The organism is Rhizorhabdus sp. P4_G6, assembly GCF_056401045.1.
The window spans coordinates 140,179-162,357 of sequence record NZ_JBFUKC010000006.1; the positions used below are offsets into that span (position 1 = coordinate 140,179).

Sequence of the window (22,179 nt, forward strand, 5' to 3'; positions counted from 1 at the left end):
CAATGCGCATCGAGGTCGAACGTGAACACGGGAAGCGCCTGCTCATGAACTCGATCCTGCTGTTCGCGGCGCGCGGTTGGTCACAGCTCTCGGCACTGGTGCTGATGCTGGTCGCCGGCCGCTTCCTGGGCCTGAACGACTTCGGCGAATTCACACTCGCTGCGGCGGTCGCCCTCATGCTCAACCAGTTCATGGCAGTCGGCACGTTCGAATATGTCATCCGCCATGCCGAGGAGAGGGACGCGCCCAACACGGCATTCTGGGTGAACATGATGCTGGGTGCCGCCTACTGGCTGGGCGGGATGCTGATCGCCTTCATCGCCGGCAGGGTGTTCAGGTCCGACACGGTGGCCATGCTCGTATATCTGATGGTACCGCTGTCGCTGCCGGCGGGCGCGCGGAGCACGGCGGAATCGATCCTGGTGCGCGACGGGCGGCTTGGCAGCATGGCCGTCACCAGCATCGTGGTGGAAACGACGGCGCTGGCCGTGGGGATCACCGGACTGCTGACCGGCTGGGGGGTCCTTTCGCTCGTCGCTACCCGCTATGTGCAATCCGGCGTGGCGTCGTTGATCTTCCTGGCGGTAGCGCGATGGATGCCGTCGTTCCGCTATTCGCAGGCGCAAGCGTCCGGCATGATGCGGCTCTGGCGCTCGATGATCATCGATCGTGGGTTGGGCTATTTCCAGAATTACGGCGCCGACCTGCTGCTCGGCTGGTTCATGAGCCCGGCTGCAGTCGCGATCTACCGAATGAGCTCGCGCATCATCGCGCTGGTCACGACCATTGTCTATGAACCGATGCGGACGATCAACTGGCGGATATTGTCGCGGATCCATTCGAATGGCGGCGAAATCGGACGCGCTACGGAACTGATCATCGGGTGCATCTACCTGCTGCTGCTCGGCCCGCTGCTGCTGCTCGGGATAACCGGCGGCGACGTGACCGTCTTCGCCTTGGGGCCCCAGTGGCGCGGCACCGAGATGGTCATCATGTTCCTCTCGATCAGCGCACTGTTCGGTCTGCCTAGTCAGCTGTCCGAACCCGGATTCGGGGTGGCGGGGGAGATCCGCAGGCTTCCACTCCAACGCATCATCACGATTTCGATCAGCATCTCCATGCTGTTCGTCTTCGCCCGCTACGGCCCGGTGGGCGCCGCCGCATCCCAGATGACGGCCGCCGCGCTCGGCTTCCTGGTAACCGCCATCATCCAGAATCGCGTGCTCGGAGTTCGTCCGCGCCACTATATGGTCAACGGCGGATATGCCCTTGCCGCGGGGCTGATGGCGGTCGGGCTGGCGAAGCTGTTCGAGGACTTCGCCCCGGACATGCCGCACGTCGTGCGCCTGTCGGCGATGGTGCTGATCGATGTGGCGATCTATGCCGGGCTGGTTGCGCTGTTCCGCCGCAAGCCGCTGCTCGACCTGTTGCGGCTGGCATCGGGCCGCGAAGCGACCGCGTAACCCGTCACCCGGCGGGTGCTAATCGGAAATCTCGGTGATCGATGGCTCGCGCTGCGGCTCCGGGCGATTCAGCATCGCCTCGACGAGCGGCGACGGAAGGCGTTTAGCCTGCATGAACAGCCGGCCGAGATATTCGCCGATGATGCCGAGGAAGATGGAATTGAGCGTGATCGAAAGCAGCAACAGCAAGGTCGTGGTCGCGAAACCCGCTGGCCAGGAGGACCCCGTGGTCAGACGCCATAGCAGATAGACGAAGATCAGAACGAAGGTGATGCTGCCGACGAAAAGGCCAACGGCCGAGGCTAGCCGCAGTGGCAGCAGCGAATGGTTGAGCAGGCCGTCCACGGCCAGCGACACCATCGGCTTGACCGAAAATTTGCTGCGCCCGGCGATCCGGCTGCCGCGATCATATTCGATGCCGACCTGCGAGAATCCCATCGAGCTTATCAGCCCCCGCAGATAAGGCGAGGTATCCCGCACGCCGCGCAGTTCGTGCAATATGCGACGATCGACCAACCGGAACTCGCCGGCATCGATCGGCAGATCGTCGTCGCTCATCGCGGCGATCAACCTGTAGAAGCCTCGCCGCGCCCAGCGCGTTAGGGGGTCGTCGCGCAGGCTCCGCCGCACGCCATAGATGACATGATGCCCCTCCCGCCAGCGTCTCAGCATCTCCGGGATCAATTCGGGCGGATCCTGCAGATCGCAGTCGAGCTGTATCGCGCACTCGCCGGCGGCGTGCTGGTAACCGACCAGCAACGAACGCTGATAGCCGTAGTTGCGCGAGAAGCGGATCACGCGGACCCGACGGTCCTTCGCGGCGATATCGGAGAGGATCGCGAAGGTCCTGTCCGAGGAATGATTGTCGGTGAAGACAATCTCATAATCATAGCCCGGCAACTTGGCGAAGACAGACACTATCGTCTCATAGCATCGCTCGACGGTCGCCTCCTCGTCGAAGGCCGGCACGATGATCGAAACCAGCGTGGGTATCATATGCATCTTCATGCTGCCGCCACCCGCTCGCCCCGTCGGCATTCGGCGATCAACCCCTTGATGCCCGAAACGATGTCGATGCGCGGCCGCCAGCCAATAAGCTGCTCCGCGCGGGCGCTGGACAATTGCAGCGTCACGGGATCGCTCTGGGCGCTGCACTGAACCAGCGTCGAGTCCGCTCCCGCCAATGCCGCCACTATCGCGGCCAGTTCGGCGACCCCCACCGCCTCTCCGGAACCGACATTGACGATCTCTCCGCCGGACAGGCCGGCGGTGCCCATGCGATAGAGGGCGTCGACCGCGTCGGAGACATGGATGAGGTCGCGCCGGTCCAGCGGCCGCCCGAGCTTGATCGACTTGCCCGAAGTGCAAGAGGCGATCAGCGAGGGGACCAGGAAGTCCGATGCCTGGCCGGGGCCGTAGACCAGCGCCAGCCTGGCCGTGATCAAGGGGAATGGCAGTTGCGGCGCGAGCGCCTGGGCATAATAGGTGCCGGCGACGATGGCGGCAGCATAGCCGTTGTCGGGATGTTCGCGCTGCCCTTCCTGGAACGGAACCCGCGCGACGCCATATTCCGCGATGGATCCCGTCCTGACGAAGCATCGAACGCGGCTCGTCGCCTTGGCGGCTTCCTGGACGAGCGTCAGGAAGCCGGCCGCTTCCTCGAGCGCGGCCTGGGCAACGCCCGGCTCATGCCGGCGCTTGGTAGCGCCGACGAGGTAGAATATATGGGTCGGACGGGTCTCGGACAGGCAGTGCCCGACCTCCGCCGCATCGAGCAGCGACAGCCGGTGCAGCCCGATCGACGCCAAGACGGGGGTCAGCCGGGAAATGTCGCTCGATGGGCGGGCAACCACGTCGACACGATGCCCTTCCGCGATGCACCGCCGGACGAGGTGCGATCCGACAAATCCCGTTCCGCCGACGATCAAGACGCGCATCGCCACGTCCTCGCCTATTCCGCCGCTGCCACGCGCGGGGCCTGGGCCTGCCGGTCGGCAAAGCCGGCGAAGGTCCGGTGCATGTGATCGATCTGCGCATCATCGAGACCATGGTGGCACGCAAGCAGTATCCCGCCGCGCATCACGCTGTCGGCCACCGGATAACCATCCCGCGAAGTGCGATGCGCGACCGAGCGCATGGCCGGCTGGCGCAGGATATTCCCGGTGAACACCGGCCGCGTCTGGATGTCGTGCGCTTCGAGCCATATCTGCATCTCGCGCCGGGTGAACGGCGCGTCGTCGCGCAGTGTCAGCGGGAAGGACAGCCACCCCGTCCGTGCGTCGGGCAATTCCCGCGGCAGTATGAACCACTCCTCATAGTCTGCGAAGAAGGCACGCTGCCGAGTGAAATTCTCGATCCGCCGGCGGATGTTATCCTCGAGCCGGTCGAGCTGGACCAGCCCAAAGGCCGCACCGAGCTCCGATGGCTCCAGATTATAGCCAAGCGCCTCGAACACGAACTTCGCATCATATTCGATACCGTCGACCTCGACATCGAACCGCGATTCCGCGGCCTCCGAGTCGACGAAGAGCGACGATGTCCGCCCCCACGACCGCAGCAACCTTGCGCTGCGGGCGAGCGTGTCGTCGTTGACGCAGAGCATGCCGCCGTTGCCCGCCGCATTGATGACATGCGACCCGTAGAAGCTGGTGGTGCTGATATGGGACCGAAGGCCGGTACTGCGGCCATGCAGGGTCGCGCCCAGCGTATCCGCGCTATCCTCCACCACCATCAGCTCATGCCGCGCCGCGATCTCCCAGATCCGATCCCAATCCGGCAGATTGCCAATCAGCGACGGGATCATCATCGCCCGCGTATTGGGCCCGATCATCGCCTCGATGGCGTCGGCATCGATATTGTACGTCCCTTCCTCGACGTCGACGAAGGCCGGCACCAGGCCATGGCGGGCGATCGGCGCCACGGTCGTCGCGAAGGTCAGCGCAGGCGTGATCACCTCGCTGCCAGCGGGCAGCCCCAGCAGTTCGACCGCCAGATAGTTGGCGGAGGATCCGGAATTGACCATGATGCCGTGCGCCTTGGCGAACAGCGCCGAGACGCCCGCCTCCATCGCACGCACTTTCGCGCCCATCTGGGTCGACGTACCGAGCACCTCGATCACGGCAGCGATCTCTGCCTCGCCATGTACGCTCTGTCCGTAATTCACGCGCATATTGAAACACCTTCCGTCCGGAGGGAGGATCCGAGATCCAGATATGAGGAAAGTTGGCCTCGGCTGACGGCGCGCATGTCGGCAGTGCCCCGGAGCGACGCGGCATACCATTCACCGGTGAGCCTGATGGTCTGCTGCATCGACAGCCTGGGCTGCCAGCCGAGTTCGGTAAAGGCCTTGCTACTGTCKAGACGCAGCACCGCGGCTTCATGGAGCGCGGCGACCCCGGACGCGAACTCGATGGGAAGGTCGAGTTCCGGCGCCGCCTGCATGATGGCACGCGCTATTGCTTCTGCGTCGGCACCACTGGTGTCCACCGGTCCGAAGTTCCACGGTCCCGAGAAGGCCGGTCCATCCTCGCCCAGCATGCGCGCCGCGAGCAGCAGATAACCCGACAGCGGTTCGAGGACATGCTGCCACGGCCGGATGCTGCGTGGATTCCGGATGACCATCGGCGAGCGGCTATGCGCGGCTCGAATGATATCGGGTATCAGTCTGTCCTCGGCCCAGTCGCCGCCGCCTATGACGTTACCGGCCCTGGCGGTTGCGAGATGCGGCCCGCCCGGGCTGCCGAACCAATTGCGCCGATAGCATTCGGCAACGAGCTCGGTACAGGCCTTGGAGGCGCTATACGGGTCGGTGCCGCCGAGCCGGTCGGTTTCCCGGTAGGGCGTGGCCGATCCCCGATCATCATAGCATTTGTCGCTCGTCACCACGATTGCCGCCCGCATCGACGGCATCGCCCTGGCAACGTCCAGGACGTTCGCCGTCCCGGTGACGTTGATCGCGAAGGTCTCTGCCGGGTGGCGGTGCGATCGACGCACGATCGGCTGCGCTGCAAGGTGAAACAGGATGTCCGCGTCGACTCCGTCGGCGGCCCGTTGCAGCGCCTCGACGTCGCAGATGTCGGCAATGCGACTGTCGACCAGCCCGCCGATTCCCGCCGAATGATAGAAGGAGGGGACCGTCGGCGGCGGCAGCGAAATACCGACGACATCGGCGCCAAGCGACTGGAGCCAGAGACTGAGCCACCCGCCCTTGAAGCCGCTATGCCCGGTAACCAGCACGCGACGCCCAGCGAAGGCCCGGGCGACCAGCTCGTCGTTGGACGGCTGCTCAGGCATAGATTTTCGGCCGCACCGTTGCGTCGGGTTCCCGGTCGAACTGCAGCCAGGGCGGCGTGCCGTCGACGCAGAGCTGTTCGAGCTGCTCGCGGTCCCTGACGGTGTCCATGGGATGCCAGAAGCCCTTGTGCTTGTAGGCGAACAGCTGCCCATCCCGTGCGAGCTGCGCGAGCGGTGCCTGTTCGAGCTGCTCCTTGTCGCCGCTCAGATAATCGAAGACCCCCGGCTCGAAGACGAAATAGCCGCCGTTGATCCAGGTCTCGTAGCTGGTGACCTTTTCGGTGAACTCCGCCACCCGATCACCCGCCAGATCGAGGCTGCCGAACCGCGCGGGCGGCTGGACCGCGGTGACCGTCGCGAGGCCGCCATGCGATCGGTGGAACGCCAGGAGCGCATCGATATCGACATTGCCGACACCGTCCGAATAGGTGACCATGAAGGTCTCGTCGCCCAGCCAGTCGCGCAGCCGGCGCAATCGGCCACCGGTCATCGTCGTCTCTCCGGTATCGACCACCGAAACATTCCAGTCGACCTGGCGGCACGGCTTGAGATCCATGCGGCCGGTTCCGATGGTGACCGTGAAATCGTTGTTCATCAGATGAAGATTGTTGAAAAACGACTTCATCATCATGCACTTGTAGCCACATGCTATGATGAAATCATGCTGGCCCCAATGGTTGTAGATATCCATCACGTGGAGCATGATCGGCCGTCCGGCCACTTCCACCATCGGCTTCGGAATGCGAACCGTTTCCTCGGAGATGCGGGAACCGAGCCCGCCCGCTAGCAGCACCGTTTGCATATACGTGCCCCCTTGCTGTTCGACCCTATCGGCCATGTGCTTGATATAGCCGCATCGGAGCGGAGCCGGCGCTGCGCAGGGGGATTAGTGGGCGAACCTATCGGGCGGCCCTGCCCGGTTCCATCGGCACAGTTCTCATCCCGAGGGGTTAGCCGGCGTACCTCGACTAAGCCTTAGCACCACGGCGAGGCGGCGCACGGCTGGGTTCAGCGCGCCGCCGGATTCGCCGCGCGCATGAAAAGCTGCGCCTGCGGACCGATGTCGACCGCGAGATAGTGGCGCGATCGGGCATAGTCGATGAAGGCGCCGTCGAGCTCGGCTTCCTGGCCCGTGACGATCGCCGCGGGCGGGTTCGCGTCGAGAAAGGGCGACAGACCGCGAATCGACGTCGTCACGAACTGGCGACGCTGGGCCGGTGGCAGATAGTCGGCCACCCGATAGACGAAGGGGCCCGCCGCGAACTCGCGATAGATCGGCAATTGCCCTTCCAGCGCCATGATGGGCGCGAGGGTGGCGACCCTCCCCTGCACCCCTGCCCGTTCGAGCACGGCCCGGATTTGCGCGCCCTGGGCATGAACGACATTGCCGGTCCAGCGGTCAGGTTTGGCCGCGGCGGGAATGGCCGGCAGGACCCTCGGAAGGATGATGGCCAGCGCGATTGCGCCCGCCATGGCGATCAGCGGCTGCATCCGGCGCTGCGCCGGCTCACCCAGCTGCCGATAGCACAATAGCGCGAGGACCAGCAGGAAGGGTACCGGAGGTTCGTAATATTGCGGAAAGGCCGGGGTCGGCGCGAAGCTGAGGATGGCGGCGAGGATAGTGATGCCCGCGACGAGGAGAATTGGCCAGCTGGCCAGCCGGCGCCAGCCGGATTGGGCCACGGTCAGCGCGAACGTGCCCGCCAGCACCGCCGCGAGCAATCCCGACCCGGCAAACCACACGCCATCGGCCACCAGCATCTTTGCCGCAGCGCTCATCGCCTTGGGCGCCGTGGAGTGCTGCCAATACGCAAGATGGCCGCCCGTGAAATAGCTCACCGTATGTGCGTAGAGAGTCTGCGGCCCGCCGATCAGCGGCACCAGCCCGGGAAGCGCACCGAGAATGCCGCCGGCAACCAGCGGCAGCACTGTGCGGCGGAAGCGCTCGGCAGCGGCCATGCCTCGCGGTACCAGCAGCGCCGCCACCGCGACCGGGGGAACCAGGAAGACATAGCTGATCTTCAGGATCACCGCGAAGCCGATCGCGAAACCGGCTCCGAACAGCGTCCAGGACCGTATCGGGCGCCGATCGAGCGCGACGACGAACAGGTGAACACCGAGCAAGGCAAAGGGAATAGGCAGGAAATTGTTGGTGACCAGTGTTCCCGCCGGCCCCAGCAGCGTTCCCGCCATGAGAATGAGGACGAAGGCAGCGCCGATCGTCCGGCGTCCGCCGGAAGCCTGGGTGGCGATCAACCACATCACCGATACCGCTGCGATCCAGCACAGGAAGATCAGCAGCCGCCCGGTCAGCAGGAGATGCTCGGCGCCGGTTGCGGCATAAAGCCCGCCGAGGAGGAGTGGCAGACCCGGCAGGTGGTTATATCCCAGTGCGCCATAAAGCGGTTCCCGGAAGATCAGCCGTGCCGCCGCTATGTGGATCTGCTCGTCATGGCCCAGCGGCGTGACCATGATGCGGCCGAACACCCCGGTCAGAAGGACTATCGCGCAGAACCAGAGCGCAAGGGGAAGGCGCCGGGCCTTGGCCCTGTCCAGCCCTGAAACCGCAACGGGAGCGGCAATAGCCTCTCCCGCCGCCCTGCTCATCGCTCATTCCCGACTGCCCGGGCCGACTTCTCGATGTGCATCCGGGCCCGGGGCTGCTTCCCTCGCGGAACCATGCTGTCATAGACCGCCATCACCGCCTCGGCATGTTTCTCCTCACCAAAGCGATAGCGGGCGTCGGCGCGGGCGGTGGCAGCGATCTTGGCTGATCGCGCCGGATCCGCCAGCAGCGACAGACATGCCTCGGCAAGATCCCTCGGCCGTTCGGGTGGCACCAGCAAGCCGGTCGCTCCATCGCGAATGGCCTCGATATTACCGCCCGAAGCGGTTGCGACCACCGGCGTGCCGACGAGCATCGCCTCGATCAGGGTGCGGCCAAAGGGTTCGCCGACGGCAGGGATCATCAGGAGATCGCAGCCGGCCAGCCAGAACGAGCCCGGCGTCCGATAGCCCAGAACATGAACGATATCCTGCACGCCCATCTGCACGGCAAGCTCCTTGACGCGCTCGGCCATGCGGCCCAGCGGCTCGCCGAACAGGGCACCATGTATTTCAGAGCGTGGTGACGCCTGCCGCATCGCGGCGATCGCCTCGACGAACAGCAGCGGCCGCTTACGCTCGATCATGGCGCCGGCATAGGCAATGACACGCGCATTGGAAGAAGCCGTGGGCAGCAGGTCCAGCAGGGCGGATCGGGCGGATGGCCTGTCGTGCACCATGTTGGTGTCGAAAGGGCTGTGGATGACATGGGCGCGCGGCGCTGCGGAATACCAGCCTGGCCGCGGCGCGGCGAAATGGGAGACGGCCACCACGCGATCCGCCAGGGCTGGCGCGACGAGGCGGAGACCGGCTGCGTTGGGCGAGCCCCGATGATGCCAGAGCAGCTTGGCCGCGGCGAGCTTTGCCGGAAGACCCCAGGTCGCCAGCGTCCGCCCGTCATTGCAGTGAACGATCTGGACATTCTTGCGGCGCAGGAACCGCGCAAGCCGGGGCGCGGCCGACAGCAGGCGCAGTGCGGCACCGGGCGGCACCGGATGTCCATGCTCGAGTTCGGCTGTTTTCGGAGCGACTTCGAACCGGATCTTCTCGCTGCGCAGCAACTCGGCTATCGCGCCCCGTTCATGCTGCACCACGACGATCGGATCATATTTTTCGGGGTCGAGATGCCGGATAAGAGCGGCAGAAGAGATATGGCTCCCGCCAACAAGGCTCCCAACGAAGGGAAAGCATATTCTAGTCGGCATCATGCGGCTCCATCCGGACTGGGTATCGGCGTGTTGAGCACCAGCGACTCTATTTCCGAGCCGGTCCCCACCCTGGCCATGATGATCAATCGGCTTCCATCTGGTGACAGCCGGAACAGAGTGCCGGCCGTTTTCGCGCCTTCCGACCGGGCGACGAGCAGCCACGCTCCGGGGCCCGAGAGATAGCGAACGACATTGCCCAGGGCCCGACGCAGATCGGCGTCGCCGAAATAGCCTCGATTGAGAATGTTGGCGGCCCTGATGAAATCGAACCGGCCGACGAACTCCTCGCTAAGCTGGAACACGTCGTTGCGTTGAACGGTGATGCGGGGCTCATCGCGTAGCGCGCGGCTCAGCAGCCACAGCTTTCGCGTCGAACGCTCCCGATAGCGGAGGTGGCGGCGCACCCGCGCTTTGACCAGCGCCCGCAGCAGCCCCAGGAGGATGACAACGCCGGTGACATAATCGGCACGACGGACCCATGCCCGGACCGCTCGACCAAGTAGTTCATATTGCAGAGGTAGCCCCTGCTCGTCGACCAGCACCCGGAGCCCGGGAAACACGTCGAGCAGATAGGCGCCGAGCGAAAGGTCGGTCCCCACGATCTGCGGGGTCTGGCCGGCCAGCGCCAACCGCTTGCTGAGTGCAAGTGTCGTGGTTCCAGACGAGATGCCTATATCCAGGACGTGCGAAAGTTGGACGTTCGCGCTGGCGAACATTTCTGTGCATCGATCGTCGAGTCGCTTGAAGCGATCCTTCGCCGTCCGCTTGAACGTGTTGTTGCCCGTCTTCAGGCCCGCAAAGAAGCGATCTTCGGCCTCGGCTGTGATCGCGGCGGCGTCATCCGAAAAATATTGCGAAGCGGTAATCGACATATGGGCCTCCCGGACTCTTCTTAGCGCCTGCAGCGACGCCGCAGGGCGGCGATTCCGGATTAAGCCAGCTTATAAGCTGCACTCTTGCGCGTAACGGGCCATCGGATCCCAACGACCTGGTTGGGGAGCCGCGATGATCGAAGGCACGAGCAAAGGATGGGCGCGCCTGGCAACGGCACTGGGCGCGATGAACAACCGACGCGTTCGTGCGGTCGGACATCTGCTTACCGGCACCTCGGCCACCGTCGTCCTGAGCCTGTTGTCGATAACCTTCGCCGCGCGCGGTCTCGGGCCAACGCAATATGGCGTACTCGCGCTGATCCTCACACTCGGCCAGGCATGCGAAAGGCTTTTCAGCTTTCAGTCGTGGCAGCCGCTGATCCGCTATGGCGCGACACTCGATCCCATCCGCGACGGCGACGACCTGCGATCGCTGTTCAAGTTCGGGCTGATGCTGGATGCAATGGGCAGCGTCGCGGCGTGGGCCGCCGCCAGCCTGTTTGCCGTCGCGGGCCATTTTTTCTTCGGCATTCCATGGGTGACGATCGAGATCGCACTGGTTTTCCTGCTTTCGCTACTCTTCAACATGAACGGCACCGCCACTGCGGCATTCCGCCTGTCCGGACAGTTTCGAATGGTCGCCTATCTTCAGGTGGCCGTGGCGATCATCCGGCTCGCCGCGACGCTGTTCGCCTTTGCGACGGGTGCCGGGCTGATCGGATTCGTCATCGTCTGGGGCGCGACACAGGCGCTCGGCGCCCTGCTCAACATCGCCTTCGCCATGCGCCTGCAGGCGAGTCTCGGCGTGGCCAGCGTGCTCAGGGCCAGCCTCGCTGGAATGGGGCGACGTTTCCCCAATGTCTGGGGGTTCACCTGGGGGGCCAACATATCGCTCACGATCTGGTCCAGTGCGCAGCAAGTCGATACGCTCATCGTCGGCTGGCTGGCGGATCCTGCCGCAGCGGGCATGTTCCACATCGCCAAGCGCGTCAGCCGCGTCGTCCAGCAGGTCGGCAGCCATGTCGAAGCGGTGGTGTATCCGGACCTGAGCCGCCTTTGGGCGGACAGCAGGAAATCGGCATTCGTCCGGCTGCTGATCGAAACCGAAATCATATTGGCACTGTTCGGAGCGACCTGTTTCGTGGTGGCGCTGCTTTTGTCGCGGATGGTGCTCGAAGCGACCGCCGGGCCGAGCTTCGGTGCGGCAGCGCCGCTGCTCAGCATCCAGATCCTGGCTGTCGGGCTGGCGATCAGCGGCGCAGCCAGTCGCGCCGGCCTGCTTGCGATGGGCCGCCAGCCGGCCGTCCTACGCACGGTGCTGGCCGCGGCGGCGGCATTCTACTGCTCGGTCGCCCCGCTGATTGAGATATTCGGTGCGATGGGCGCGAACATCGCGCATGTCCTGTTCGGCGCCATCTGGCTCGGCGGGCTCGGCTGGTCGCTGCGCCAGGGGTTGCGCTCGTCGCAACCCGGTGCTGCGATCACCGAGGTCGCAGATGGAGGTAGGACGGGTCGAACTGCGCGAAGTTCTTCAGTTGCTCCGGATCATTGAGGGACAGCATGCCGTGCGTGAGTTTCACCGCGCCGGTGTCCTCAAGCAATTTCAATGTGCGATTGGCCTGCACGGTGGTCATGCCCAACGCAGCCGACAGATCCTCGCGGCTGACCGGGAAGCTTAAGCTGCCGTTCGAATCCGCACCGGCAGCTCGGGCGCGCCAGAACAGCTCGCAGAACAGATGGGCCATGCGCACCTCGGCGATCATCTGGCTGTTCCGCATGAGCCAGGTGCGGAACATGCTCGCCTGCACCAGCGTCTCCCGCCACAGGAGATCGCGGATGTTGGGCCGCTGGTTCAGCACCGCAAGCATCTCCGCGTGCTCGACGAGGACGATCCGGCTCGGCACGGCCGCGCTCATCGCGGTGTCCATCACCGGCATGTGGAGGGTATCGGCGGAAGGCACGTCGGTCGGCAGATAGAAGGCGTGGATCTGGCGTTCGCCGTCTTCGGTGACGGTGAACCGGTGCAGAAGGCCGGTGACGATTCCCACGACATGCGACGGACGATCACCGACGCTGATGAGCTGTGCCCCCCTGCCTATTTCGCGGAACTCTCCCGCCATGGCGCGAAGCGCTTGTCGATCGCCATCGTCAAGAGGGCCGATAAGCTCAAGCCGCCTGATGAAGGTTTCACCCGTCATCGCCCGGCCCGATCTCGGCGCTTCCGAACAGCAGCCCACTGATGATCTCGATAGCGTCGCCGAACGGCAGCACGATGACCGTCGATCCGCTTGCATCCATCACATCTATCCAGCCCCGCAAGTCCATTCGGCCGTGCTGCAGTTCGTCGCACATGATCGATCGAGCCGCGGCGATCGCATAGTGCCGGGCAGCCTCCAGGTCCGGCAGAGTCACGCCCTCATAATCTTCGATGAAGCCGACCGAATTATACAGGTGGAAGCGATAGTGCGGCATCGTTTCCTTCATCCGAGCAGGGACCAGCTGTATCAGCGGCGGATCATGGTCGTCGCAATATAGGTTACTACCGGCCAACAGCACGGGGAGCTGGTCCGCCACTGCTGCTCGAGATCACGATCCTGCGCCATCCGCTCCAGCGAAGGTAACGATCTTCACATGCGCCCCCGGATGCACGGCGCCTGGCCCGTTCAACGCAGTCAGCAGCGCTTGGCCATGCGGATCGGCGACCCGCCGCGCCAGGCTCCGTTCAGTCTCCCCGGGTGCGACGATGACCACTCGCACCACGCGGGGCCGCAGCCGTGCGACCTCCTCCGGCGCCAGCAGGTGAAACGAGGTGAACAACCGCAGGATCGCCGCCGCGCTCGCATCCGATGGCGGCGACACGATTGCGAAGTGATAGGCATGGCCGCCGCCTGCGTCATAGGCAGCCACCGCGAGCGGCAGCGATCCCTGGCGGGTCGCGATGCGGACCGGTACGATGATGGCAGGCAGCCCATTGACGACGGTGGCTCGCGCCATGCCGATCTCCGCCGGCACATCGCCCAGCAACTGTGGCAGCATCGTCTCCACATAGGCCGGCAAGCCCCCTGGCGGGATCGGCCCGCCAGCGAACTCACCGCGCACCCCGGCAGGGCCGGACAAGGTGATCGCCTGTGGGCTGTTGGCAAGCGTAAAGCCTTCCGGCGCCTCGAACCCGATTCGCATGATCGGATGGGCGAAGCGGCGGCCGAGCACGAAGCCCTGCTCGGGATCGTCGCCATATAAAAGCCCGTCGATCGCGGCGAGATAGGCCGGCGCCTTATCGGGGAGGGCGCCGTCGGCGAGGCCCGTCTCCTCGGCGAGATGATGGGCCCGCTCCACCCGCTTGCCCGTCAGCGGATGGCTCAGCGCCCATTCGGGAACCCCCCTTGCGGCATCGCGGCCACCGCTGTCGGTGAGAAAAGCCTGTTGCCGATCGAGGGCGCCCAACATGTCCCCGGCAGCGTAGGGGTCATAGCCTGCACGACGCAGAAAACGGATGCCGAGCTCGTCAGCCTCATATTCCTGGCCCCGCGAGTAGCGCAGCGTGAACATCTCCGCAGCGGCGCCGGCGAGGCGGGTGAGCCGTTCCGATCCGGTCAGGCTCACCACGATCACGCCCAGCATGCTCCACAGCGAGCGGCTTTGCTGGCGCTCGCTGTGCCGCGCGACGATGTGGCCGACTTCATGACCGAGCACGGAGGCCAGTTCGGCCTCGCTGGATACGATCGCCATCAGTCCGCGCGTGACGTAGATATAGCAGCCCGGCACCGCGAAGGCGTTGACCACGTCGCTGTTGACGAGCGTGAAGGTGCATCGGCCGCCCAGCCCCGCGGCGTCCGCGACGGTCGCACCGAGCCGCTGGACATAACCCTCCTGTGGCCCCCGGTATTCGCCGCCGAACTGGGCAAGCAGCTGCGGATGCTGCTGCGCGCCGAAATCGCGATCCTCCTGACTCACGCTCGCCGCATATTCGGGCGCGGGATGGTCGCACCCGGTGACGATGAGGGAAAGCGCCAGGACGAGAACGGACATGCGACGCATCATCCGACGGCGCCTATGAACGCCAGCGTGACCGATGCCGCCACGGCCGGGCAAAGCAGCGAGCCTGGACATCCCGGCCGCGGGGAGAATAGGAAGAGCATCGACATCCTTCGACTGCAAGCGTGGATAGCGCCTAAATGCTCGGCGCTATGTTCCGTGCCCCTCGCCCCGCAGGCCGGCCACAACTACCTCCAGCGCGACCTGCCGAATCGGGTAGATGTGACTATGACCGATGACCAGCAGGTTGCGACCGACAACCTAGACTGCTCCGTTACTTCCCGGGGACATTCTCGCCCTTGCCCCAGTCGCGCCCTTCAAATGGCGTGATCCGTACGTCCAGATGTTGCCAGCCGTCGATGCAGCGKAGCGAAATGCTGATGCCGTCAGGATGCGAACGCGGGCGATAGAAGCTCTTGATGCCGCATTGCGAGCAGAAGATGTGCCGGGCCTTGCCGGTACCGAAGCGATAGGTGGTGGTGTCGCGCTGTCCTTCGAGCAGGCGGAAGCTGCTGTCCGGCACGATCAAGTGGAGAAAGCCCGTCATCGAACAGATCGAGCAGTTGCAGTCGAGGATCGCAAGCGGCGGCTCGCCGACCTCCGCCTCGAACCGCACCAGCCCGCAATGACAGCCGCCTTCGACCTTCACCTTCAGCCTTTCACCACATAGCGCGTTATCAGGCAGCCGCCTGCCGATCCCAGGCCCGATACGAAAGCACCCCATGCCATGTCGAGGACGGTGATGCGGCTGCTCCAAACGATCAGCGTGGCCTGATTGGTCAGGTCATAGGTCGCATAGGCGAAGAAGCCGAACACAGCGCCTTTGAGCAGCGCCCCCTGCCATCCGGCGCCAGCCAGACCAGGCGACACCGCGAAATAGACGAGGCCGACGATATAGAGCGCGTAGAAGAGGATCGCCGGAGCCATCCGGGGCTCGGGCGCCAGGATGGAGCCGATCAGTGGCTTGTAGAGCGACGGCCCCACCTGGGTCAGCCAGATGAAGTCCAGCGCGGCGAAAACAACCAGGGTCGCCACATAGGCGACGATGATGCGTGTCATGCGATCCTCCCCCTAAATCCTGCCCTTCATGAACGACTTGGCGGTTGCCGTCATCCTTGTCTTTTCGGCGACGAGCGGCGATGAAGCGGCGCGGCGTCGTCCTCCGGCCCGCCGGGATTCGGGGAAAGCATGTCGGTTCCAGATCGCGGTCGGGATTCCGCGACCATCTTCATCGTCGCGACCATCCTGATCGATGCGATTGGTTTCGGCATAATCATCCCGGTGCTGCCGCGGCTGGTGATGGAACTGGGCGGTCTCGACCTCGCAGATGCGACCTGGATGGGCGGATGGCTGGCCGTTACCTATGCGCTGACCCAGTTCCTCTGCGGTCCGCTCGCCGGCAATCTCGGCGATCGCTTTGGCCGGCGGCCGGTACTGCTGCTCGCGCTCGCCGGGCTTTCCATCGACTATATGCTGCTGGGGTTCGCGCCCAGCCTCGGCTGGCTTTTTGCCGGGCGACTGATCGCCGGCATCTTCGGCGCATCCTTCGGCCCCGCCACTGCGGCCTTGGCCGACATCACGGCACCCGAAGATCGGGCGAAACGCTTCGGCCTGGTAGGGGCGGCGTTCGGCATCGGCTTCATCATCGGACCCGCGATCGGGGGCCTGCTGGGCGACTTCAGCCACCGCGCGCCATTCTGGGCCGCGGCCGCGCTTGCGGCGGCCAATTTTATCTTCGGCTTCTTCAGGTTCCCGGAGACCTTGCCCGTGGACCGGCGTCGTCCGTTCGATCTGGCCCGCGCCAATCCGGTTGGTGCGCTGCTCGCGGCGCGCAAGCTTCGCGGCGTGCTGGGACTGGCCGGCATATTGCTCCTCTGGAACGTCGCATCGATGGTCTACCCGGCGACATGGGCCTATTTCGCAATCGCGCAATATGGCTGGTCCAACGGCATGATCGGCGCATCGCTCGCCATGGCGGGGATATCGATGACGGTCGTGCAGGTCGTCGTGCTCGGCCGCGTCGTGAAGCGGCTGCGCGAGCGGCGAACCGCCATGATCGGTGCCGGCGTGGCGGCGATATGCTACCTGCTCTATGCGCTCGTTCCCGTTGCCGGCTTCGGCCTCCTCCTTGTTGTCGTCTCTTCGCTGCAGGCGCTGGTCCAGCCATCCGTCACCGCCTTGATGTCGCAGCGCGCGCCCGCCGAGGCGCAGGGCGAGATGCAGGGCTTCATCGGCAGCTTGAACGCCGTCGGCGCGATCGCAGGGCCATTGCTGCTGAACCCGGCCCTCGCCTGGTTCACCGGACCAGCCGCGCCAGTTCATTTTCCGGGCGCCGCGTTCGTGATCGCCTCTACTTTCGGTTTTCTCGCTTTCCTTGCGCTGATGCTGACGAGGCGTGTGCGCGACCAGCAGGTTCGCGCCTAGAGCATGATCGTTTGAGGTGGAAGCGCGTGGCGCTTCCGCCGAAAGCGTGAATCATGCTCTGTCAAAGGTTTAGACCTTGATTCACGGATCAGGCTGATTCAGCCTGATCCGATCAAGGTCTAGATCCCGTCGGATACCGGCGTGTAGCCGAGCTGGACGAGCCCCGCGCCGATCGCAGACAGGCAACTCTCGATGGTGGTGGCGTCGGTCGAGCGAACGACGAAGTTGGCGCCGACCCTGCCCTCGCGGAAAAACGGGTAGCTGCCGATCTGCGATCCCGGATGCGCGTGCTCGGTCTCGCGCAGCAGTTCGGCCACCTCACTTTCGGCCACCCAGCAGCCGATCGTGCGCGACAGCATCGGCCGGCCACCTTCGAGCTGGTTCGACAGCGCCTCGAGCATCATTCCGGCGATGTGGGGGACGCCGGCCAGGATGAAGATATTGCCGATGCGGATGCCAGGCGCGCCCGACATGCTGTTCTCGATCAGGTCGGCGCCGTCGGGCACCCGGGCCATCCGCAGCCTTGCGTCGTTCAGCCCGCCGCGGCTCGCATAATAGCCCTCGAGCACGGCGCGGGCCTTGGGATGGATGATCACGGGCACGCCCAGCGCCGCGGCGATCGCGTCGACGGTGATGTCGTCATGTGTCGGGCCGATGCCACCGGTGGTAAAAAGATAGTCGTTGCGCGCCTTGAGCTGAACCACGGCCTCGCCGATCAGCGCTATGTCGTCGGCGACGACCCGCACTTCGGACAGCCGGATCCCCTGCATGTTCAGCCACAATGCGACCTGCGACACATTCTTGTCTTGGGTCCTGCCCGACAGGATTTCGTCGCCGATGACAAGCAGGGCCGCGGTCCAGATGCGCTCTTCTTGGTTCTGCGGAATCATGGGCAGAGCCATAGTGCCTGATCCACGCTGGTGGAAGCGCGATGCTGCATCTCAACTCGCGTCCGGCAGAAGGCGGGGAAGATCGTGCGGTGCAACGATGCTCGCAATGAGCCCGCACTTCGCTTATATCGGCGGAATGACGACATATGTAACCGCGGACGATATAGTAGCCGCCAATCCGCGCAGCGGCGCGATCAAGCTTCATGGACCTGCAGGCTTCGCGGGCATGCGCGCGGCAGGACGGCTCGCCGCCGAAATCCTCGACGCGCTGGTACCCCATGTCGTGCCGGGCGTGGAGACCCAGGCACTGGACCGCATTGTGTATGACATGACGATCGCCGGCGGCGCGGTTCCCGCCACGATGAACTATCGCGGCTATACGCATAGCTGCTGCATCAGCATCAATCATGTCGTCTGCCATGGTATTCCGGGCAGCAAGACGCTGAAGGACGGCGACATCGTCAATATCGACGTGACCCCCCTGCTCGACGGCTGGCATGGCGACAGCAGCCGCATGTATCTGGTCGGGGATGTCGGCATAAAGGCACGGCGGCTGGTCGACGTCACCCATGAGTGCTTGATGCTGGGAATAGAGCAGGCAAAGCCCGGCAACCGGCTGGGCGACATCAGCAGTGCGATCCAGCGGCATGCCGAAAAACATCGCTATGGCGTCGTCCGTGATTTTTGCGGCCACGGCCTCGGCCGCATCTTCCATGATTCGCCCGAAGTGGTGCATGTCGGCCGTCCCGGCACCGGCCCCGAATTGCGGCCAGGCATGTTCTTCACGATAGAACCGATGATCAACATAGGCCGGCCCGATGTGAAGATGCTCGAAGACGGCTGGACGGCGGTCACCCGCGACCGCTCGCTGTCCGCACAGTTCGAGCACTCGATCGGCATCACCGAGGACGGCTGCGAGATATTCACGCTCAGCCAGACGGGGCTGCACAAGCCACCCTATCTTTAAGGCGGTATCGTGGGCGGACAGGTGCGGCGCGGAGGTTATTAGCAAGGCATTGGCCTGCCCATTTTTCGAGCAGGCCGACGATATATGCCGGGTTTTGCGGCAATGCGGGAGAATATCGATGCGATGTCTCCGAGCCTTCTTGCGACTCGCGTAATCGCACGCTTATTGGGGGCCCGCAAAGAGCGCTGGCCGGGGAGGGCTCAGATGAAGAAAATCGAAGCGATCATCAAGCCGTTCAAGCTCGATGAGGTCAAGGAAGCCCTTCACGAGGTAGGTGTTTCCGGTATCACGGTAACCGAAGCCAAGGGCTTTGGTCGCCAAAAGGGTCACACCGAGCTGTACCGCGGCGCGGAATATGTTGTCGATTTCCTCCCCAAGGTGAAGCTGGAGGTTGTCGTCGACGACAGTCTGGCCGATCGCGTGGTCGAGGCGATCGCATCGGCAGCCCAGACGGGCCGAATCGGTGACGGCAAGATCTTCATCCTGCCGGTCGAGGGCGCGGTCCGCATACGGACTGGAGAGAGAGACGCGGACGCGATCTGATCGCGTCCAGCGGCGAAGAAGGCAGGGCGCAACGATCGCCCGAAACATCCACGAATTTCTCACATGATTTTCTCACGGGGAAGGCAAGCAATATGGCGAACAAGCCCGCTGACGTTCTGAAAATGATCAAGGACAAGGAGATCGAGTGGGTCGATCTTCGTTTCACCGACCCCAAGGGCAAGTGGCAGCACCTGACGATGGTCGCCGGCGTCGTTGGCGAAGACGAGCTGACCGACGGCTTCATGTTCGACGGGTCGTCGATCGAAGGCTGGAAGGCCATCAACGAGTCCGACATGATCCTGAAGCCGGACCTCGATGCGGTCTGGATCGATCCCTTCTCGGCCACGCCGATGCTGATCCTGGTCTGCGACATCGTCGAGCCGTCGACCGGGGAGCTTTATGCCCGCGATCCGCGCTCGACCGCGAAGCGCGCCGAAGCCTATGTGAAGTCGATTGGTATCGGCGACACCGTCTATGTCGGACCCGAAGCGGAATTCTTCATGTTCGACGACGTGCAGTTCGATACGACCTACAACTCGTCCTACTACAAGCTCGACGACATCGAGCTGCCGACCAACACCGGCAAGGCGCTCGAGGGTGGCAATCTCGGCCACCGTCCCCGCGCCAAGGGCGGCTACTTCCCCGTCGCGCCCGTCGACAGTGCGGTAGACATCCGTGCCGAGATGGTATCGACCATGCTGGAAATGGGCCTGCCCTGCGACAAGCATCACCATGAGGTCGCCTCGGCGCAGCACGAACTGGGCCTGACCTTCGGCACGCTCGTCACCACGGCTGACCGCATGCAGATCTACAAATATGTCTGCTGGCAGGTGGCTGCCGCCTACGGCAAGACCGTCACGTTCATGCCGAAGCCGATCAAGGAAGATAACGGCTCGGGCATGCACACCCACATATCGATCTGGGGCGAAGGCAAGCCGCTGTTCGCCGGTAACGGCTATGCCGGTCTGTCGGAAATGTGCCTCTACTTCATCGGTGGCGTCATCAAGCACGCGAAGGCGCTCAATGCTTTCACCAACCCGACCACCAACAGCTACAAGCGGCTGGTGCCGGGCTATGAAGCGCCAGTGCTGCTCGCCTATTCGGCGCGCAACCGTTCGGCATCGTGCCGCATTCCCTATGGCGCCGGCGCCAAGGCGAAGCGGGTCGAGTTCCGCTTCCCCGACGCGATGGCCAATCCCTATCTCTGCTATTCGGCGCTGCTGATGGCGGGTCTCGACGGGATCGAAAACAAGATCCATCCCGGCGAGGCGATGGACAAGAACCTCTACGACCTTCCGCCGGAAGAGCTCGCCGAAGTTCCGACCGTCTGCGCATCGCTGCGCGAAGCGCTCAACAGCCTGTCGGCCGACCATGCCTTCCTCACCAAGGGCGGCGTGTTCACCGAAGACCAGATCGAATCCTATATCGAGCTGAAGTGGCCGGAAGTCGCCCGTTGGGAGATGACCCCGAGCCCCGTCGAGTTCGACATGTATTATTCGAGCTGATTTCCGGACCAGGGCTTCAGGGGGCTCCGGGGCAACCGCTCCGGGGCCCCTTCTCGTTTGTTGCCATTGCTCATCACCGTGCCTATCTGCCCGTCACCGACAGGATTTTCGATGAACGCACCGCCGAGCTTAACAACCGCAAGGGCAGCGCACGGCATGCGCTTCGGTGAGTTCGTCGCGCTGATGGCATCGCTTATGGGCGTCAACGCCCTCGGCATCGATGCCATGCTTCCTGCGCTCAGCATGATCGGGCGGGAGCTGGGCGTCGCGATCGAGAACCATCAGCAACTCATCGTGGTGGCCTATGTCGCCTGTTTTGGCGTGGGGCAGCTCTTCTGGGGACCGCTTGCGGATCGCTATGGCCGCCGTAACATATTGGTCGGGGCGATGGTCGTCTACGCCGCGATGAGCTTCGCCGCTGCCCACGCGGCAAGCTTCGAACTGCTTCTGGCGGCGCGAGCCACCCAGGGGCTGTCGGCGGCGTCCACGCGCGTGCTCTCGATTTCGATCATCCGCGATTGCTATGAAGGCCGGCGGATGGCCAAGGTGGTTTCCATCACCTTCATGGTGTTCCTCGCCGTCCCGATCTTTGCGCCGTCGATCGGCCAGCTGGTCCTGCTGGTCGCACCCTGGCGCTGGATTTTCTACTTCCTCGGCGGTTACAGCCTGCTGGTCGCATTATGGGCCTCGATCCGACTCCCAGAGACCCTGAACCCTGCCAATCGGCGGGCGATCAGCTTCGCCGTCGTCGGCGATGCCCTGCGTCAGATCCTCACCAATCGCTATTCGATCGGCTATACCGTCGCGATGGCCGCGGTATATGGCGGGCTGATCGGCTTCATAAACAGTTCCCAGCAGATCCTCCTGCATAGCTTCCATGCGCCCGAACTGTTCGCCATCTGCTTTGCCGTCGCGGGCAGCTTCATGGCTCTGGCCGCGCTGATCAACGCCCGATTCGTCGAGCGCTACGGGACGCGGATGATCTCGCATGCTGCCCTGCTCGCAATAATCATCATATGCCTGGTGCGGCTGGRCATCATCGCGAGCGGCCGCGAGACGCTGCTGCTTTTCACCCTGCTCAATGGCCTGACCTTCTTCTTCTACGGCCTGACGGGATCGAATTTCGGCGCGATGGCGATGGCACCCATGGCGCACCTCGCGGGCACGGCCTCGTCGGTGCAGGGCTTCATCCAGACCTCGATAGCAACATTGGTCGGGCTCGTGATCGGCCAGTCCTTCGCCGGGACCACCCTTCCCCTCACGCTGGGCTGGGAGTTGATGGGGCTGGCGGCGCTGGCGGTCATTCTGGTCGTCGAACGTGGCCGACTGTTCCGCCCGCAATATCCGCAGCCATCGCCGCGCGGCTGAAACCGGA

21 protein-coding genes are annotated in these 22,179 nt (G+C 64.2%); 7 read left to right on the forward strand and 14 right to left on the reverse strand.

Annotation, left to right across the window (positions count from 1 at the left end):
• Positions 1-44: 44 nt before the first annotated feature.
• On the forward strand, positions 45-1,463 hold the full coding sequence (locus AC1DPF_RS08990; protein ID WP_477866874.1) for an oligosaccharide flippase family protein: 1,419 nt from the start codon (positions 45-47) through the stop codon (positions 1,461-1,463).
• A gap of 18 nt (positions 1,464-1,481) precedes the next feature.
• On the opposite strand, the gene AC1DPF_RS08995 is transcribed toward AC1DPF_RS08990, so the two are convergent.
• The 8 genes from AC1DPF_RS08995 to AC1DPF_RS09030 all read right to left on the reverse strand — a co-directional run bounded on the left by AC1DPF_RS08995 (position 1,482) and on the right by AC1DPF_RS09030 (position 10,440).
• Complete coding sequence (locus tag AC1DPF_RS08995; protein WP_477866876.1) at positions 1,482-2,465, reverse strand: glycosyltransferase family 2 protein; 984 nt, start codon at positions 2,463-2,465, stop codon at positions 1,482-1,484.
• Between the two features lie 2 nt (positions 2,466-2,467).
• The gene (locus tag AC1DPF_RS09000; RefSeq protein WP_477866878.1) at positions 2,468-3,400 is read right to left on the reverse strand and encodes an NAD-dependent epimerase/dehydratase family protein; all 933 of its coding nucleotides are present in this window, start codon (positions 3,398-3,400) and stop codon (positions 2,468-2,470) included.
• A 14-nt stretch (positions 3,401-3,414) separates the two neighbouring features.
• The gene (locus tag AC1DPF_RS09005) at positions 3,415-4,632 is read right to left on the reverse strand and encodes a DegT/DnrJ/EryC1/StrS family aminotransferase (protein ID WP_477866880.1); all 1,218 of its coding nucleotides are present in this window, start codon (positions 4,630-4,632) and stop codon (positions 3,415-3,417) included.
• Positions 4,623-5,756 (reverse strand): CDP-glucose 4,6-dehydratase, encoded by a 1,134-nt coding sequence (gene rfbG, locus AC1DPF_RS09010; RefSeq protein WP_477866882.1) that lies wholly within the window; start codon positions 5,754-5,756, stop codon positions 4,623-4,625. The genes AC1DPF_RS09005 and rfbG overlap by 10 nt, the downstream gene beginning before the upstream one ends.
• Positions 5,749-6,558, reverse strand: a complete 810-nt coding sequence (gene rfbF, locus AC1DPF_RS09015) for a glucose-1-phosphate cytidylyltransferase (protein WP_477866884.1) — start codon at positions 6,556-6,558, stop codon at positions 5,749-5,751. The genes rfbG and rfbF overlap by 8 nt, the downstream gene beginning before the upstream one ends.
• 206 nt (positions 6,559-6,764) lie before the next feature.
• Positions 6,765-8,363, reverse strand: coding sequence for a glycosyltransferase family 39 protein (locus tag AC1DPF_RS09020; RefSeq protein WP_477960825.1), 1,599 nt, complete (start codon positions 8,361-8,363; stop codon positions 6,765-6,767).
• Positions 8,360-9,568: a glycosyltransferase family 4 protein gene (locus AC1DPF_RS09025; protein ID WP_477960827.1), complete on the reverse strand. Its 1,209-nt coding sequence runs from the start codon at positions 9,566-9,568 to the stop codon at positions 8,360-8,362. The genes AC1DPF_RS09020 and AC1DPF_RS09025 overlap by 4 nt, the downstream gene beginning before the upstream one ends.
• The gene (locus AC1DPF_RS09030; RefSeq protein WP_477866890.1) at positions 9,565-10,440 is read right to left on the reverse strand and encodes a hypothetical protein; all 876 of its coding nucleotides are present in this window, start codon (positions 10,438-10,440) and stop codon (positions 9,565-9,567) included. The genes AC1DPF_RS09025 and AC1DPF_RS09030 overlap by 4 nt, the downstream gene beginning before the upstream one ends.
• A gap of 133 nt (positions 10,441-10,573) precedes the next feature.
• Between AC1DPF_RS09030 and AC1DPF_RS09035 the strand changes: the two genes are divergently transcribed.
• Entirely contained in the window at positions 10,574-11,992 is a 1,419-nt protein-coding gene (locus AC1DPF_RS09035) for a lipopolysaccharide biosynthesis protein (protein ID WP_477960829.1), read from the forward strand.
• Here the strand turns inward: AC1DPF_RS09035 and AC1DPF_RS09040 are convergent.
• The 5 genes from AC1DPF_RS09040 to AC1DPF_RS09060 form a co-directional block, all read right to left on the reverse strand.
• The gene (locus AC1DPF_RS09040; RefSeq protein ID WP_477960831.1) at positions 11,922-12,560 is read right to left on the reverse strand and encodes a Crp/Fnr family transcriptional regulator; all 639 of its coding nucleotides are present in this window, start codon (positions 12,558-12,560) and stop codon (positions 11,922-11,924) included. The genes AC1DPF_RS09035 and AC1DPF_RS09040 overlap by 71 nt on opposite strands.
• A gap of 67 nt (positions 12,561-12,627) precedes the next feature.
• Positions 12,628-13,014: a DUF6894 family protein gene (locus tag AC1DPF_RS09045; protein ID WP_477960833.1), complete on the reverse strand. Its 387-nt coding sequence runs from the start codon at positions 13,012-13,014 to the stop codon at positions 12,628-12,630.
• A gap of 12 nt (positions 13,015-13,026) precedes the next feature.
• Complete coding sequence (locus AC1DPF_RS09050; protein WP_477960835.1) at positions 13,027-14,469, reverse strand: M48 family metalloprotease; 1,443 nt, start codon at positions 14,467-14,469, stop codon at positions 13,027-13,029.
• A 280-nt stretch (positions 14,470-14,749) separates the two neighbouring features.
• Entirely contained in the window at positions 14,750-15,124 is a 375-nt protein-coding gene (locus AC1DPF_RS09055) for a GFA family protein (protein ID WP_477866900.1), read from the reverse strand.
• Between the two features lie 2 nt (positions 15,125-15,126).
• On the reverse strand, positions 15,127-15,534 hold the full coding sequence (locus AC1DPF_RS09060) for a DUF2177 family protein (RefSeq protein WP_477960837.1): 408 nt from the start codon (positions 15,532-15,534) through the stop codon (positions 15,127-15,129).
• A 129-nt stretch (positions 15,535-15,663) separates the two neighbouring features.
• On the opposite strand from AC1DPF_RS09060, the gene AC1DPF_RS09065 reads away from it, so the two are divergent.
• On the forward strand, positions 15,664-16,899 hold the full coding sequence (locus AC1DPF_RS09065; protein WP_477960839.1) for an MFS transporter: 1,236 nt from the start codon (positions 15,664-15,666) through the stop codon (positions 16,897-16,899).
• Between the two features lie 119 nt (positions 16,900-17,018).
• On the opposite strand, the gene AC1DPF_RS09070 is transcribed toward AC1DPF_RS09065, so the two are convergent.
• Positions 17,019-17,789 carry a competence/damage-inducible protein A gene (locus tag AC1DPF_RS09070; protein ID WP_477866989.1) on the reverse strand — a complete coding sequence of 257 codons (771 nt, stop codon included), beginning with the start codon at positions 17,787-17,789 and terminating at the stop codon, positions 17,019-17,021.
• Positions 17,790-17,925: 136 nt separating this feature from the next.
• On the opposite strand from AC1DPF_RS09070, the gene map reads away from it, so the two are divergent.
• From map to AC1DPF_RS09090, 4 genes are all read left to right on the forward strand, one after another.
• Entirely contained in the window at positions 17,926-18,756 is an 831-nt protein-coding gene (gene map, locus AC1DPF_RS09075; protein ID WP_477960841.1) for a type I methionyl aminopeptidase, read from the forward strand.
• Positions 18,757-18,960: 204 nt separating this feature from the next.
• On the forward strand, positions 18,961-19,299 hold the full coding sequence (locus AC1DPF_RS09080) for a P-II family nitrogen regulator (protein WP_012051005.1): 339 nt from the start codon (positions 18,961-18,963) through the stop codon (positions 19,297-19,299).
• Between the two features lie 92 nt (positions 19,300-19,391).
• Positions 19,392-20,804: a type I glutamate--ammonia ligase gene (gene glnA / locus AC1DPF_RS09085; RefSeq protein WP_477866909.1), complete on the forward strand. Its 1,413-nt coding sequence runs from the start codon at positions 19,392-19,394 to the stop codon at positions 20,802-20,804.
• Positions 20,805-20,915: 111 nt separating this feature from the next.
• The gene (locus tag AC1DPF_RS09090; RefSeq protein WP_477960843.1) at positions 20,916-22,172 is read left to right on the forward strand and encodes a multidrug effflux MFS transporter; all 1,257 of its coding nucleotides are present in this window, start codon (positions 20,916-20,918) and stop codon (positions 22,170-22,172) included.
• Positions 22,173-22,179 lie beyond the last annotated feature (7 nt).

Bases quoted from the DNA above. Each gene is read 5' to 3' on its own strand.
- AC1DPF_RS09030 (WP_477866890.1), bottom strand. From the start codon at position 10,440: ATGTCGATTACCGCTTCGCAATATTTTTCGGATGACGCCGCCGCGATC.
- AC1DPF_RS09050 (WP_477960835.1), bottom strand. From the start codon at position 14,469: ATGTCCGTTCTCGTCCTGGCGCTTTCCCTCATCGTCACCGGGTGCGAC.
- AC1DPF_RS09060 (WP_477960837.1), bottom strand. From the start codon at position 15,534: ATGACACGCATCATCGTCGCCTATGTGGCGACCCTGGTTGTTTTCGCC.
- AC1DPF_RS09065 (WP_477960839.1), top strand. From the start codon at position 15,664: ATGTCGGTTCCAGATCGCGGTCGGGATTCCGCGACCATCTTCATCGTC.
- AC1DPF_RS08995 (WP_477866876.1), bottom strand. From the start codon at position 2,465: ATGCATATGATACCCACGCTGGTTTCGATCATCGTGCCGGCCTTCGAC.
- AC1DPF_RS09080 (WP_012051005.1), top strand. From the start codon at position 18,961: ATGAAGAAAATCGAAGCGATCATCAAGCCGTTCAAGCTCGATGAGGTC.
- AC1DPF_RS09025 (WP_477960827.1), bottom strand. From the start codon at position 9,568: ATGATGCCGACTAGAATATGCTTTCCCTTCGTTGGGAGCCTTGTTGGC.
- AC1DPF_RS09070 (WP_477866989.1), bottom strand. From the start codon at position 17,789: ATGATTCCGCAGAACCAAGAAGAGCGCATCTGGACCGCGGCCCTGCTT.
- AC1DPF_RS09035 (WP_477960829.1), top strand. From the start codon at position 10,574: ATGATCGAAGGCACGAGCAAAGGATGGGCGCGCCTGGCAACGGCACTG.
- map (WP_477960841.1), top strand. From the start codon at position 17,926: ATGACGACATATGTAACCGCGGACGATATAGTAGCCGCCAATCCGCGC.
- AC1DPF_RS08990 (WP_477866874.1), top strand. From the start codon at position 45: ATGAACTCGATCCTGCTGTTCGCGGCGCGCGGTTGGTCACAGCTCTCG.
- AC1DPF_RS09005 (WP_477866880.1), bottom strand. From the start codon at position 4,632: ATGCGCGTGAATTACGGACAGAGCGTACATGGCGAGGCAGAGATCGCT.
- AC1DPF_RS09020 (WP_477960825.1), bottom strand. From the start codon at position 8,363: ATGAGCAGGGCGGCGGGAGAGGCTATTGCCGCTCCCGTTGCGGTTTCA.
- AC1DPF_RS09000 (WP_477866878.1), bottom strand. From the start codon at position 3,400: ATGCGCGTCTTGATCGTCGGCGGAACGGGATTTGTCGGATCGCACCTC.
- AC1DPF_RS09040 (WP_477960831.1), bottom strand. From the start codon at position 12,560: ATGGCGGGAGAGTTCCGCGAAATAGGCAGGGGGGCACAGCTCATCAGC.
- rfbF (WP_477866884.1), bottom strand. From the start codon at position 6,558: ATGCAAACGGTGCTGCTAGCGGGCGGGCTCGGTTCCCGCATCTCCGAG.
- glnA (WP_477866909.1), top strand. From the start codon at position 19,392: ATGGCGAACAAGCCCGCTGACGTTCTGAAAATGATCAAGGACAAGGAG.